At 58.9% G+C, this 14,470-nt stretch carries 10 protein-coding genes (1 of these 10 cut by a window edge); 2 read left to right on the forward strand and 8 right to left on the reverse strand.

Annotation, left to right across the window (positions count from 1 at the left end; genetic code table 11):
* From VNM72_11865 to VNM72_11895, 7 genes are all read right to left on the reverse strand, one after another.
* Positions 1-1,039, reverse strand: partial view of an ABC transporter permease gene (locus VNM72_11865; GenBank protein HXF06091.1) — the 5' portion only. The gene continues 185 nt to the left of window position 1, outside the view; only the first 1,039 of its 1,224 coding nucleotides appear in the window; its start codon is at positions 1,037-1,039; its stop codon lies off the left edge, out of view.
* Positions 1,017-1,781: an ABC transporter ATP-binding protein gene (locus VNM72_11870; protein HXF06092.1), complete on the reverse strand. Its 765-nt coding sequence runs from the start codon at positions 1,779-1,781 to the stop codon at positions 1,017-1,019. Before VNM72_11870 ends, VNM72_11865 begins: the two co-directional genes overlap by 23 nt.
* 209 nt (positions 1,782-1,990) lie before the next feature.
* Positions 1,991-3,841 (reverse strand): efflux RND transporter periplasmic adaptor subunit, encoded by a 1,851-nt coding sequence (locus VNM72_11875; GenBank protein HXF06093.1) that lies wholly within the window; start codon positions 3,839-3,841, stop codon positions 1,991-1,993.
* Positions 3,842-3,868: 27 nt separating this feature from the next.
* Positions 3,869-4,291 (reverse strand): hypothetical protein, encoded by a 423-nt coding sequence (locus VNM72_11880; protein ID HXF06094.1) that lies wholly within the window; start codon positions 4,289-4,291, stop codon positions 3,869-3,871.
* A complete protein-coding gene (locus tag VNM72_11885) occupies positions 4,288-4,782 on the reverse strand; it encodes a zf-HC2 domain-containing protein (GenBank protein HXF06095.1) in 495 nt (164 codons plus the stop codon). Before VNM72_11885 ends, VNM72_11880 begins: the two co-directional genes overlap by 4 nt.
* Positions 4,779-5,429 carry a sigma-70 family RNA polymerase sigma factor gene (locus tag VNM72_11890; protein HXF06096.1) on the reverse strand — a complete coding sequence of 217 codons (651 nt, stop codon included), beginning with the start codon at positions 5,427-5,429 and terminating at the stop codon, positions 4,779-4,781. The genes VNM72_11885 and VNM72_11890 overlap by 4 nt, the downstream gene beginning before the upstream one ends.
* A 138-nt stretch (positions 5,430-5,567) precedes the next feature.
* Positions 5,568-8,312: a pitrilysin family protein gene (locus VNM72_11895; GenBank protein HXF06097.1), complete on the reverse strand. Its 2,745-nt coding sequence runs from the start codon at positions 8,310-8,312 to the stop codon at positions 5,568-5,570.
* An 854-nt stretch (positions 8,313-9,166) separates the two neighbouring features.
* Between VNM72_11895 and VNM72_11900 the strand changes: the two genes are divergently transcribed.
* Both VNM72_11900 and der read left to right on the forward strand, forming a co-directional pair.
* A complete protein-coding gene (locus VNM72_11900; protein HXF06098.1) occupies positions 9,167-11,578 on the forward strand; it encodes a TonB-dependent receptor in 2,412 nt (803 codons plus the stop codon).
* Positions 11,579-11,722: 144 nt separating this feature from the next.
* Positions 11,723-13,066 carry a ribosome biogenesis GTPase Der gene (gene der / locus VNM72_11905; protein ID HXF06099.1) on the forward strand — a complete coding sequence of 448 codons (1,344 nt, stop codon included), beginning with the start codon at positions 11,723-11,725 and terminating at the stop codon, positions 13,064-13,066.
* A 158-nt stretch (positions 13,067-13,224) separates the two neighbouring features.
* Here der and VNM72_11910 read toward each other — a convergent pair whose 3' ends face one another.
* On the reverse strand, positions 13,225-14,145 hold the full coding sequence (locus tag VNM72_11910) for a hypothetical protein (protein HXF06100.1): 921 nt from the start codon (positions 14,143-14,145) through the stop codon (positions 13,225-13,227).
* Positions 14,146-14,470: the final 325 nt, after the last annotated feature.

A 14,470-nucleotide genomic window follows, 5' to 3' on the forward strand; every position in this document is an offset into this window, starting at 1 on the left:
CTGCAATTCCCCCGAGCAGACTGAGAACGACGGACTCCGTGAGGAACTGCATTCGGATGTGGCTCGGGCGGGCTCCCACGGCCATGCGAATGCCAATCTCGCGCGTGCGCTCGGTCACCGACACAAGCATAATGTTCATGATACCGATGCCGCCCACGATCAACGACACGGCGGCAATACTGCCCAAAAGGAGCGTCATCACCCGATTCGTTTGCTCTGCCGCTTCCGCGACTTCGGTCATGTTTCGAACCATGAAATCGTCCGGTTGACCCGGGGCAATGCGATGGCGCTGACGCAGGAGGTCGGCGACCTGCTTCTCAGCCACGCTCGATGCTGACGCATTGATGAAGGAAATCATCGCCGAATTGATCGAGAGGATCTGCTGCCCCAACAGTTTCTTCTGAACCGTTGTGTAAGGCATCACCGCAATATCATCCTGATCTTGTCCCATCATGGATTGGCCCTTCGGAGCGAGAACGCCAATGACACGAAAGGGCAAGTTTCGCACGCGGATCGTTTGCCCGATCGGGTTGACCCCCTGAAAGAGGTTATCCACGACTGTCTTACCGAGCACAATGACACGAGCGGCCGCCCGAACGTCTCCTTCGTTGAAGAATTCTCCCTCGGCCACCGGCCAATTTCTGATCTTCGGGAATTTTTCGTTGGTGCCTTGAATTTGCGTGAACCAGTTCTGATTGCCGAAGACCATCTGGCCCGATGCCCGAACAATCGGCGAGGCCGCTGCCACAGCGGGACACTCACGTTCGATTGCCTCGACGTCTTCCGCCGTCAACGTATTGGCCGCTCCCGCCCCCAGTCGCACACCACCCATCATGTGGCTGCCGGGCCAGACGAACATGATATTTGTCCCCATGCTTTGAATTTGATCCTTCACCATGGCCTGGGCACCTTGACCGACGGAAACCATGGCGATGACGGCTCCGACACCGATAATGATACCGAGCATCGTCAGCGTTGACCGCAGCTTGTTTCGGCCGAGAGCACGGAAAGCGACTTTAAGGATGGCCCATAACCTCATAGTCTTCCTCCTCCTCTTCGCCCGGAGGCGGCAATTGCTCGAGAACCTCCCGCGCATCGCGCGGCTTCTCGATAGGGGCATCATAGCGAATCCGCCCATCGCGGAAGGTGATGATGCGCGAGGCGTACTGGGCAATATCCGCCTCGTGCGTTACGATGACCAGCGTGAGATTTCGCTCGCGATTCAACCGCTGAAAGATTTCCATCACCTCGACCGACGTGCGACTGTCGAGATTCCCCGTGGGCTCATCGGCGAGGATAATCGAGGGATTATTGACCAGCGCCCGAGCAATTGCCACGCGCTGCTGCTGCCCTCCCGAGAGTTGACTGGGTAAGTTCTTCTCCCGATCGGCTAATCCCACGGCAGCGAGAGCTTCGCGGGCGCGGCGTATTCGCTCGGCCGCCGGAACGCCCGCGTAGATGAGCGGCAACTCCACATTCTCCAAAGCAGATGTTCGGGGCACGAGATTGAAGGCCTGAAAGACAAACCCGATACGACGGTTGCGAATATCAGCCAACTGAGTCTTTGTGAGCCTGGAGACATCCTCTCCTTCCAGGAGGTATCGGCCACGCGTCGGACGGTCGAGACAACCAATGATGTTCATCATCGTTGATTTTCCCGAACCCGATGGCCCCATGATAGCCACGAACTCGCCCCGGCGAATGACGAGCGAGACTCCCCGCAGAGCGTGAACTTCGATATCTCCCGTTTTGTAAATCTTATGCACCCGCTCCAGGCGGATGACCTGACTCGGATCGTACGGCCCTAGCTGTAAGCTGATCTCATCCTCCCGCTGACGGATGAGCGGATGATCCAATGCCTCAACCAACGCTTGCCTCCTTATTGATGTCGTATGAAGCCTAAGGTCACAAAATCCCACTCGATGCAGCCCAACGGGAAATGAGCGCCATCCTCCGGCGGCTGCTTCGTGTTGCTCCCGTGCCGCCAGTCTTACCGTCCCGCCGGACGACGCGGAGGACCGAATCCTCCGAACGGTCCGCCGAAGGGCGGTCGTGATCCTGTTTGCGTAGTCGTTGGGGTCGCCTGTGTGGTATCACCAATAATGACCTTGTCCCCCTCCTTCACTTCGCCGGAGACAATTTCAGTGCTGACACCGTCGGTGATCCCGAGCATCACACGACGGGGCTCGGGCTTTTTCTCCGCATTGAGCACCCAGACGATCCCCGGACGGACACTCTGGTGACGAGGTGTGGGGAATCTCAATTTCTCCGAGGGGTCCCACAGCTGACCGGGGGCCAGCAAGGGACCCGAAGGGGCCGTTGTCGCGGCGGACGCGCTCCGATGCGCGGCGGCCTCCGAACGACTCCCCCATGATCCGGGTTGACCAGGCCCGCTACCTCCTGGCCGAGACCACTGGAAGCTCTCTCGAATCTTTTGCCGATCTGCTTCCGGCAGCTCGCGCATCTTTTGGACGAGGGCCCGGCGGTCCTCCGGCGACAGATTGGGATCGCGCAACCGCCTGAGCAAAGCGGCTGCTTCCGCTGACAGGCCTGCAGGAACATCCGGAGGCGAGGCTGGTCGTGCGGCTGCCGGGCGAGCCGACGGAGGCTTCTCCGGCGAAGGAGGAGCCGAAGACGTCCTTGGCCCTTCCGGCCTGGCGCCGGTGTCACCAGCCATTCCCGGCTGTCCCTGTCGCATCAATTCAAAAACCTTCTCGCGCGTCACTCCCGGCGGCAAATACCGCAAAGCGGCATTCGGTACCTTCAGGACATTCTCTCGCTGATCCACGGTAATCGTGATGTTCGCCGTCATCCCCGGTTTCAGCTTCAATTGCGAATTATCCACGCTGATGATGACGCTATAGGTCACGACGTTTTGCACCGTTTGCGGGTTGAGGCGAACCTCAACGATCTTCCCCGTGAATGTGTCGCCGGGGTAGGCATCAACGGTGAAGCGCACATCCACACGGTCGGAGATCTTTCCGATGTCAGCTTCGTCAATATTGGCATTGACCTGCATCTTGGTCAGGTCATTGGCGATGACAAAGAGCGTGGGTGCCTGCAAGCTCGCAGCCACCGTCTGTCCAACATCCACATTACGCGAGATGACCACACCGTCCACCGGTGAGTAGATGTTGGTATACTCCAGATTGACCAGTGCGCGATTGAGATCGGCCTTGGCCTGCTCCACCTGGGCCTTCGCTTGTTCGAGTTGAGCCCGGGTGGCATTCATCTGCGCCTGGACCTGCTCGACGGCTGCAGCGGCCTGATTATAGCGGGCCACAGCGCTATCGTAATTGGCCTTGGCGGTGTCGTAATCATTCTGCGACGCCACGCCACTGCGATAGAGTTCAGTGTAGCGGTCGAAGATCAGTTTCATGTTATCGCGGGCCACGCGCGCGGCCTCCAGATTGGCCCTGGCGCTCTGGAGATTGGCCATCTGGGTGTTCAGCTCGGCCTCCACCGTGCGTACGCGAGCTTCGGCCGCCAGTAGCGTCGCTCGAGCATTTTCCACCTGCGCCTCAAAATTTCGGGGATCAATCTTGGCAAGCAATTGTCCCCGCTTGACGACCGAATTGAAATCGGCATAGAGAGCCTGAATCTGCCCGGAGACCTGACTTCCCACCTGAACCGTCACAACCGCCTGGACCGTTCCCGTCGCATTGACGACGTTCCGGATGGATCCACGCTCAACCGTTCCGAAGAAGTACTCGCTATCGGCGGCCTTTTGGCGAAACAGTCCAAATGACAAGGCCACTCCGGAGATCACAATGAGTGCTCCCAAGATGACGAAGAGCCGTTTCTTACTGGCAAAAAGCTTTTTGATTCCCCCTAGTGCCATGTGCTGATGTGTTCCTCCGTGATGATTTTACCGTCCTTCTCGTCTATCGCGCTGGCTGCGTTCTTGATCAAACCGTCTCATCAGCTCAGCGTATTTGGCTTGCTGTTCTGGGGTGAGCACAGCGCGGATGCGCTCGCGGGACCTGTCCCGGATCGCATCAAACCGTGGGCGGGTCTCGTTACGAAGCTGGATGAACTCCTGGCGGGTCTCCTCCAGTATCTGTCCCACCTGACGGGCTTGCTCTTCGCTCAGGCCCAGCTCGCGGGTGAGAAAATCCAGATGCTTTTCCCGCGCCGTCGTATGTCGGGGCGGAGGCGGGGTAAAGAATCGTCCGCTCTCCACGCTGACGCGATAGAGGTTCATTGTCAGCGCGCCGATGGCACAGCCGAGGAGAAAAACCCCCAGTACGACGGCCCGCGCTTTCCATCTATTGTTCAGTCCCGGAGTCATCTCTGCCCTCGATCAGCGATGAGCGCACTGAGGACCTGATCGGACGTCAGGTCCTGGTCGTCGGCCAGAATAACCCGCTCGCTTGGAGAAAAGTTTCGCTCGGCGACGAGCCGGAAGAAGTCCCCGTTTTCCGCCGCTACGTCTCGCTGAATATAGAGATGGATCCCCAGCATCAGGGCGAGGACGACGACTGCCGTGTAGACCAGGGCCTGGCCGAATGCCCTCATCCCCTCCCAGAGCGATGAGGTCAATGGTGGTGTCGCTTCAGCCAGGCGTGCTCGCAGCCGTGTCAAAAACTGAGGCGACAACTCTGCCTCCTCCACCGGAAGCGTGGCTTGCAGCAGGGCCTGCATCAGCCGCACGACCTGAGCCTGATGACGGCACGACGGACACACGGACAGATGAGCCGCCACGGCCGCTGCCTCTTGCTGCGGCAGAGACCGTCGCAGCCAGGCTGCCATTTTCTTGCGGATCTCCCGACAAGCCATCATTTTTTCCTCTGCGGGGTGCGACCCTCGATGGTCGCCACCATCCGTCGAATCCGCTTCCCCAACGCGCGACGGGCACGAAAGAGTCTCACCTTCACCTTCGAACGCGACCACGACATCATCTCGGCGATCTCCGCCGTTGACAGCCCATCGCGCTCGTACAGCAGCATAACCATTCTGTCCTCGGGCGAGAGAGTTTGCAAGAGCTTTTCCGCCAGAGCCGCTGCCTGTTCATTCCGCTGCGTCTGCTCGAATTCCTCCAGAGCCGGCCTGGCCAGGACATCCTCCAGCCAGCGCCCCTCATCATCGGTCAGGTCGGCGAGGTTGAATTCCTGCCGCCGCTTGAGCCGCCGCAGTTCGTCATAACATGCGTTGATGGTGATCTTCATCAACCATCGCTCGAACGAAGCGCCCCGTCGGTAGGTATGCAGCGATTGATAGGCCTTGATGAACGTCTCTTGCGTGATGTCTTCTCTCGCCTCCGGCTGTCGGAAAAATCGCCCGGCGAGATTAAACACGCTGCGACTGTAGCGGGTCACTAACATGTCAAAGGCCTCATGATCTCCCGCCAGACTCCGCTCGACCAGCTCGTCGTCGTGAATCTCCACCTCTGACCTGACGAGTTTCTCTCGCCCCACAGCTTTTCCCACACGCTGTACTCGTTCCGCATCATCGTCTCGTCCGGTGTCTACTACGCCCGGAGAGCCGGAAGCGGTTACACGCTTATAGTACGCTTGCTCCCGGCAAAGGGTTGACTTTTTATCTTCGGGTATCGTCGGCGGGTCCCCTCACGCAGTCCCGTATTCCCCGGCGATCACGGTGATCAACCGTTCAGGGTGAATGTACTTCCGAATCGCTGCGCGGGCCTCCTCCAGCCCTACAGCCTGGACCAGAGTGGGGATCTCATCCAGATAAGACGGGCCGAACCCATACAGCTCAGCGAGGAGAAGCTGGGCAGCAATTCCTCCATTGGTTCCCAATCCAACGGTGAACGAACCAATATAAGCCGATTTCTCGTCCTCCAGTTCCCGTTCAGTCATTCCTTCGGCGACATAGGTCTCTACCACCTCAATCGTAGATTCGATTGCCCGCTCGACGTTACTCGGATTGACGGTCACACTGATCACCCAGGGGCCATCGGCGAAGGTTGGTTCGAGAAACCGGGATATGATCCCGTAGCTCAACCCTTCCTGATCACGCACACGCACCCCCAGGCGTGAGGAGAGCGTCGAGTAGCCCAGCGCTGCATTCGCGATAATTGCGGCATAATAGTCGCGGTCGGTCCGTCGGAGTTGGCCCGCATGGCCCAGGACAATATCCACGCTGGCTTTATCGGGCATGGTGATGATCTCGCGGATTCCACCTCCGCCCAGAGGCGTTGGGGGCACCTCAATCGGCCGCCGCGAGCCTGGCTCCCAGTCGCCAAACAGTCGCTCAACTGTCGCCACCACTTCCGTGGCGAGGACATCGCCGACCAAGACCAGCACCATCGAGGATGCACCGTAGTGATCCCGATAAAAGCCGACGAGGTCCTCGACAGCAAGCGCCTCGATGCTTCGGATTCGCTCTTCCGCAGGGGGCTCATAAAACGGATTCGCGGGCTCAAAAACCAATTGGGAGAACCGCTCCAGGGCCCGCACGCTCGTGTTCTCCTGGCTGCGCCGAATATGTCCGATGGTTTGTTTCTTCAGCTTGTCGAGTTCATCCGGAGGAAATGACGGGTGACGCAGGACCTCGGCAATGATTTCGAGAACCCGCGTGACATCCTGACGAAGAAGTTGCGCACTCAGGTTGCAGAGGAACCGGTTGGCGCTCAGATGAAGCTCCGCACCGACATCTTCGAGGACCTGAGCAATTTCTAGCTTCGTGCGTCGGGTCGTTCCTCGCACAAGCATGGATGCAACCAGCGCGGCCAAGCCCGGTTTCTCCACCGGTTCAAAATACCGTCCGGCGCGGAGAGCACCCCGAATTTCCACCGTGGGATTGGCGTGATTTTCCAGAACCAACACCGTCAATCCGTTGGGCAAAACGACGCGCTCTGTCCGCTCGGCAAAAGGCTTTGCAGGATCATCCCAGGCGCGCTCAGAGCGCACCCGGGCCGATGCGATGACACCGGGGGTCACGGCCTGTTTTCTTCCCTCCGGCACCGAGGTCTCTCCAGGAGAGAAGCTACACGGGCGATGCAGTTGCGCGCCAGTGTTCCCTTCGTCCCAGCGAGCGATGCTGACAGAGCCGCCTGAGTTCTTGGGAACAAACCACCCCACCGTGAGGTTATCGTCATGCAGATACTGGCGAACAACGCGTTGAACGTCCTCAGCCGTCACCCGCTGCATCGCAGGCACATAGTCAATAAACCATCGCCAGCTCGCAGCCGACTCGGCCTCGCCCAATGCAAAGGAGAAGTTGAGGGCTCCATCACGAGCATAGAAGGTATCGGCTTCAATTTTATTCTTGGCCCGCGTGAGTTCCTGCTCACTCACCAGTTCATCCTGGAGGCGGGCAATCTCGTCCCGTATCACCTGCTCAACCCGCTTGTGCGCAATGCCCGGACGCAAGACGACGGTGATCTCAAACAAGCCGGGGTCCCGCAGGTGCGATGCATGGGTGCGGACGCTGATAGCCAGCTCTCCGTCAATCAACCGTTGATAAAAGCGGGTTGCAATGCCCCCCGCCAGGATGCGGGACAAAACAGCCAGGGGGTAAATATCCGGATGCTCAGCCTGGGGTGTGCGGTATCCCAGCATCAATGCCCCCACCTCCCCGGCGCGACGGATGATGAATCGGCGCTCTCCCTCCTGCGGGGGCTCGACCGTATACACGGTCGGCCGAGGATGAGGGGATCGGGGAATGACCCCAAAGTACTTATTGAGCAACCGAAGCGTCTCCTGCGGGTCAAAATCTCCCACGACGATGGCCGTCGCATTATCGGGCCAGTAGAAGGTATGATAGAACTCGCGCAGTCGTTCCGTCGGCACGTTCTCCACGTCGCTGCGCCAACCAATCGTCGGATGGTGATAGGGATGCTCGCGAAAGGCCGTCGCCCAGGTTTGAATCTCCAGTACGCTCAGCGGATCGTTCTCGCCCCGTTCCAGCTCGTTCCGCACGACAATGCGCTCGGCCTCGCGGTCTTCATCCCGAATGAGGGAGTTCCGCATTCGATCCGCCTCCAGGTGGATGACGAACTCCAGATGCTGACGCGGAACGGCCTCGAAGTAGTTGGTCCGGTCAAACCAGGTCGTCGCATTGAACGCCGCTCCGATCCGGTGGAGCATGGCTGCAATTTGCGTTCCCCGACGAGCATTAAACGTCGGCGTTCCCTTAAAGAGCATATGCTCCAGAAGGTGAGTCGCCCCGGTGTAGCCAACGGCTTCGTTGCGCGAACCAACATAGTAGAGAACCATAAATGCCACTACCGGAGCCGCCGTCTGCTGGCACAGCAGGATCTTCATTCCATTGGCCATCCGATATTCTCTGATCCCTGACGCCTCGGCAACAAAGCTGATTCCCTCAGGCACGGTGATCTGTGACTCCACGGTTCCCTCCCATCGTTTGCCTCGTTTCTCGTGCGCAAAAGACGGTAGATTATAAGCAAAAAGGAAGGCGATTTTGAGCCCTGGAGACGTTTATTTTCTAACACACGAGATATCAAAAAGTTACCGCCTGAATCTCCCTGCCCGCGTGTTTCCCCGCGGAGACGGCCCCAGAAATTAGCCCGGCTGCTACCGGGCCCAACCGCTCCCCAAGGTCGGCCCCCGGTCATATATGGAAACGCGAATTGAGAAAATAAGGACTTCCCGAGGGCTAGCCCGGTGAACTGTTAACTCTTCGCTCGTTTACCTGTTGACTTCTCCCTCGCCGACGACTAAGATTCCCCTCTTGGCGGGTATACCGAGCAAGGTTGAGCGTGGGAATGGAGCGGATCACCTACACCCGACGAGGGCTCATCAGCTTGATGCTGATAGCGCTGACGGTCTCTTTTTTGCTCACTCCGGTTCACGTCCTTTCCCACGGAGCCTCCATCTCCCGCGGCTCAGGCCCTGACGCGATTTTGAGCGCGCAATCGGCCCATCCTGATCCCGGGCCATCTGCGTTGGGGTGTTCGGTCTGTCGGTCATTTAACCTCTCACTCTTCCACAGTTCGCCTCTGAGTTCAGTAGTTCGACTGCCCTCTGCGGTGGGTTTCCCCGAAGAAACTCTCACCATCATCAAATCCATTGATCCTCTCGATTGGCAGTCGAACCGCGCCCCTCCTTTGGTCTAACTGGTCCTCCCGGTTTGTCATATTTTTGGCCCATCGGTGAACACCAGTGGTTTGCTGCTTCTTCTGGCGGTATCGGTGACGATGAAGCGAATCCGATGCCGCAGGTGAGATCATCAAGGAGGGGACATGAAAAGGACACTCATCGGACAAACGCTTTGTGCTCTCATTTTCAGTCTGGCCATTGTGGGGTCTGCCCGCGCTGAAGTGGGATCCATCCAGGGAACAGTCGTTGATCCCACCGGGGCTGTTATTCCTCGAGCCCACGTGACGCTACTCAATGCTAAGACTGGCTTTCGCCTGGAGACGATGACCGATGCTACCGGCTCTTTTCGCTTCTTCAACGTGCCTTACAGCACCTACATTGTGCACGTCACCGCCGAGGGGTTTCAGGAGGTGGACGTGGACGTGGATGTTCATTCGAGCATTCCCGTCGCCCTTGAAGTGACCCTTCCGGCCAGCCTCGGGACGATTGTCGAGGAAGTGACCGCAGATCACACGCAAGGTTTGGAGATCGATAAGACGACGACATCCACGCACCTGCACACGGATTTAATCGCCCGGCTCCCGGGGGCGGCGCCGAGTCGCGCCATCGAATATCTCGTGGCAACGGTTCCGGGAGCAATTCAGAGCGACAATGGGCGCATCTTTCTGAGGGGCTCGCATATTCCTTTGCAGTACAACATTGACGGTGTGCCTGTCACCGACAATTTGACGAGCGTTTTCGCCTCCAGCCTTGATGCCCGCAATTTGCGCACGGTCGAAGTGATCACCGGGAATGTGCCTGCTGAGTACGGCAATCGCACGGCCGGTGTGGTGAATATCACGACCCTTTCGGGGTTGGACATTCCGTTCTCCGGGAGCTTCACGGCATCGGGTGGAAGCTTCTCCACGGGGGAACTGGCCGCCTCGCTCGGAGGCCATGCGAAAAAACTAGGATTTTACACCGGCCTCTCAACCACCCGGACCGATCGGTATCTCGATTCGGTCTCGCCAGAGAATCTGAACAACCGGGGAGGCACAGCCAAGGGGTTGTTCAAGGTGGATTATGCTTTGGGACCAAACGATCTCCTGCGCTTCACCGTATCGGTGGGGGGAAGCGATTTTCACGTCACCAATCTCCCCTTCCAGCAACAGGCCGGTCAGGATCAGCGAATCGAACTCCGCGACAATTCTCAATCACTCGGATGGCAGCACACGGTGACTCCGGCGACGTTGTTCGCCCTGTCGCTTTCGCGACGGTACTCGGAATCCACGCTCCGATCGAACCTGAATGCGACGCCGGTCTATGCGACGCAATTTCGCACGCTGGAGACACAGGGCCTCAAAGCTTCCCTCGCCCACGAGCGGGGTGGCCATTCGTTTAAAGTCGGCGTAGAGGTCACGCGGTTCCCCTTATCGGAGAGCTTTCGATTTGCTGTGACCGATCCCTCCGCCTTTCCACCGCTGGAGGACGATCACCCGAATCCGGCGACGGCCTTCACCCTGGACCGCCCGTTTCAATTTGCTGATCGGAAGTCGGGACGCGAAGTATCGGCTTTCGTCCAGGATCGGTTTCGTCCGTTGAAAAACCTGACGGTGGAGGCCGGGCTTCGTTATGACGCCTATCGGTTGCTTGTGTCAGCGGATGAGTTCAGTCCCCGGGTGGGTCTTGCCTACTATCTGAGCCGCACGCAAACGGTATTACGCGCCTCATACAACCGCTTCTTTACACCGCCGGCTCGCGAGAACCTGTTGCTGACCAGTTCAGCTCAGGCAGCGGCCCTGAGCCCGCTTGCCCTCGAAGGAGAGGAAGGCACCAAACCGGTCTTGCCGGAGACGCAGCACGCCTTCGAGGTGGGCCTGCAACAGCAGCTCACTCGCTTCGCTCGACTCGATCTGGCCTATTTCTCCCGATTCATCCGCAACATGAGCGATGCCGACCAGTTTCTCAATAGCGGGATCATCTTCCCCATCGCCATCTCCAAAGGCCGCGCCACCGGCATCGAAGCGCGGCTGGAGCTGGCGAATATGAAAGGGTTCACCGGGTTCATCAGCTATGCCAATTCCTACACGCGGGCGACCACCCCGATCGTCGGAGGCCTTTTTTTGGGCGAGGCGGTGGAATCGCTCGAACATCCCGGACGGACCTTCCCCAACGATCATGATCAGCGCAACACGGGGGCGTTTCGTCTGAATTATGCGCATCGGTCCGGCTGGTGGGTCGCCTTTGGAGGACGTTATGATAGCGGCACACCGGTGGAGCTGGAACCCGGAACGACCCGCCAGGAGTTCGAAGAACGCGGTCCGCTTTATGGATTCTCACCGCGTCTTCTCGATGAGGTGAATTTCCAGCGCCTGCGTGTTCGCCCGCGAACGGTGCTTGACTTTTCCACCGGCATTGACCTCTTGCGGGAGAAGCGCACGGCGGTGAGTTTTCAGTTCGACGTCCTCAATCTGACGGACGAGTTTTACCTCTACACCTTCGAGAGCGCGTTCTCCGGCACGCGGGTGGGAACTCCCCGAACCTTCGCCGGACGAATAGTGCTGAAGTTCAAGTGATCGGGAAAGCCTGTTGTCGAAAAGGGTGAGGCGGAGGATACTTCTCCGCCTTGCCCTGTTCCCGCTAGAATGGAGAGATCGCGCGAAGATTCCGATGGGAGAGGCATGGCTGCCATTGATGCGCGAGAATAGTCTCGTTCCTGTATGGCAGAGGTCAACCAAGAGATGACGGCTGGCCGGCCCTCGGTGCCAAGCGTGGTGATCGTCGGTCGCCCCAACGTGGGAAAGTCCACGTTCTTCAATCGTGTGATCGGCAGCCGGCGAGCCATCGTTGGGGACGAACCGGGCATCACACGGGACCGGCTGACGGGGCGAGTCCTCTGGCGCGGGCGTCACTTCGAGATGGTAGACACCGGGGGGCTCCTCCCCGACGATGAGACGCTCATGGTCCAGAGCATTTTTCGTCAGGCTCAGGCGGCTATTGAGACGGCTCACCTCCTCCTTTTCATGGTTGATGTGCGCGAGGGTCTGACGCCACTCGATGAGGAATTAGCGCGTCGTCTCCGTCGGACGAATAAGCCTGTGTTCGTCATCGTCAATAAAGCGGATACTCGCTCGCTTCAACTGCGGGCCGAAGAATTCCGTCGCCTGGGATTTGAGGATGTTTTTGCCGTCTCAGCCGAGCACGGGAGCGGAATCGGGGATGTCCTCGATGCTGTCGTTCGTGCTGTGGGCGCTCCTTTGTCGCAGGAGCAACGCGGTGAAGAGATCGCGCTAGCCGTTGTCGGGAAACCCAATGTCGGGAAATCCTCGCTGGTGAACCGGTTGCTGGGGAGTGAGCGCGTCATCGTCTCGCCGCATCCGGGGACAACCCGCGATGCGGTAGACTCGGAGATGGAGTTCGAGGGGACACGATTTCGCGTAATTGATACAGCAGGCATCCGCCGGAAATCCCGCGTTAGCCAACGGACCGAACGGGTGGCCGTCTTGATGGCTCAACGCCACATCGAGCGCGCTGATGTGGCTCTGCTGATGATTGATGCCACGGAAGGTCCCACGGCCCTCGACGCAACCATTGGCGCTTTTGCTCACAAAGCAGGAACTTCGATCCTCATTGCGGTGAACAAATGGGATCTGGTAGAGAAGGACCACACGACCGCGTCTCGTGTCGAAAGTGAGATTCGCTCCCGCCTCCGATTTCTCCATTACGCGCCAATTCTTTTCATCTCGGCGGTGACCGGGAAGGGGATTCCCAGGCTCCTGGAACTGGCGAAGAAGGCAGCCGAGGCACGCCATCTCCGCATTCCCACAAGCGAGCTGAACCAGTTCTTCCAGGAGGTTCTGTCCGAACCAGCGGGCGTGCCAAGTCGGCGGATGATCCGTTATATCACGCAGGTGGCCACTGGTCCTCCGACGTTCGTCGTCTTCCTCGGTTCCTCACGCGAGAAGCTCCAGGCGTCCGAGCAACGCTTCATTGAAAACCGTCTCCGCGAGCGCTACGAGTTTTTCGCCACGCCCATTCGCATCAAACAACGCTTCCGCTCGTAACCACCACAAAGGGGATTAATCCCTCTTCCGAGGAAATCGAAAGAGCCGGAAGGGGGAATGCTCCCGGCCCAGAGGGTTTGTTCAGACAGTCTTGCTGATGGTTGACCGGAGTACGCCCTACGAGGAGGTCATTACAATCCACCCGGTGGGCGGGCTCATTATGACTCCCCCTCCCGATTGGCCCGCGGCGAACTCCCTTGTAGCATGTCGGGAGACAAACAGCGAAAGCGCAGGAACCCCTGAGAGACCCCTCCTCCGACGAACCACTCCACCAATTCCTGCTGTGCCAGTGTCTGCGATTCGGGCGTCGCCCATTCATCCCCGATCACGACGGGCGTGGCATTTACTCCCACCTCGCGCAACGTATCGGCGCGCTGCCGTGCCCGACGGATGTCCTGGGCATTCACCTTCTGCGAGACCTCCACAATGACCACCTCGCTCCCCTTCCACCAGATCAGATCGGCCAGAAAGGGATCGGCGGCGGGTTCCGGGGCTCGGCCCGACTGATAAAACGGATGGAGCCACTCACTGAGACGACGACGGACGTCAGGTTCACCTGGGGCACCGCCTTCACCACCGAGGAACAAGTTAGGAGCGCGCACGATGATTCGCCGTTCATATCGCTCACCTTCGCGCCGACCTGCTTCGCCCTGCTGCCATTCGACGAGTCGCTCGAGCGTCTGTTCCGTCCGCCGCTGGGCGGCTGCAAGCTCAACCAACTGCTCCTCCATCCTTCGTTGCGCCTCAGCCAGTGTCTGCACCTGCTCTTCTGTCCGTCGCTGCGCCTCAGCCAGTGTTGCCACTTGCTCGGCCAGAGCTTCCACCCGCTGCTCGGTTCGTCGCTGCGCCTCGGCCAATGTCTGCACCTGCTCTTCTGTCCGTCGCTGCGCCTCAGCCAGTGCTGCCACTTGCTCGGCCAACGCCCGCACCTCCTGCTCGGTCCGCCGCTGCGCCTCAGCCAGCTCCTGGACAACGGCTGGAAGCTCAAGTATCTGATCAGTTAAGAGGAGCCGTCTCAGTTGCGCCCGGTACTCCGGGTGCTCCTCCAAGATCCGGAACATCTCGCGGAGTTCATTCATAGTGAAGGCCATCAGAGTTTCCCTCCGGAATGAAATAACAAAGCTCATCACCGGTTCGGCTTTCCGTTGTGACTGCGTCGAAAGCCTTCCGCGATGTCACCAGCAGAAAGCGTCCAGCAAAGGCCGTTTCTTATGCACGCCATCTCCATCCCTTTCAGCACATCTGTGTATGAGTTGGAACAGACTGACCAGCTTGACCGAAACGTCGTTTCTCCTTCCTGCACTGCGCTCGAACCTTCGCTAATCATAACGCACGCCGGGGGGTTGCTGTAAAGCCGGACGCAGCAAGCGTGACGAATTTTGCTGGACGAAGCGCTTTCGGACT

This window comes from Blastocatellia bacterium (assembly GCA_035573895.1).
In the GTDB taxonomy this organism is placed as follows: Bacteria; Acidobacteriota; Blastocatellia; order HR10; family HR10; genus DATLZR01.

Bases quoted from the DNA above. Each gene is read 5' to 3' on its own strand.
- VNM72_11880 (HXF06094.1), bottom strand. From the start codon at position 4,291: ATGACTCCGGGACTGAACAATAGATGGAAAGCGCGGGCCGTCGTACTG.
- VNM72_11885 (HXF06095.1), bottom strand. From the start codon at position 4,782: ATGATGGCTTGTCGGGAGATCCGCAAGAAAATGGCAGCCTGGCTGCGA.
- VNM72_11910 (HXF06100.1), bottom strand. From the start codon at position 14,145: ATGAATGAACTCCGCGAGATGTTCCGGATCTTGGAGGAGCACCCGGAG.
- der (HXF06099.1), top strand. From the start codon at position 11,723: ATGGCAGAGGTCAACCAAGAGATGACGGCTGGCCGGCCCTCGGTGCCA.
- VNM72_11875 (HXF06093.1), bottom strand. From the start codon at position 3,841: ATGGCACTAGGGGGAATCAAAAAGCTTTTTGCCAGTAAGAAACGGCTC.
- VNM72_11900 (HXF06098.1), top strand. From the start codon at position 9,167: ATGAAAAGGACACTCATCGGACAAACGCTTTGTGCTCTCATTTTCAGT.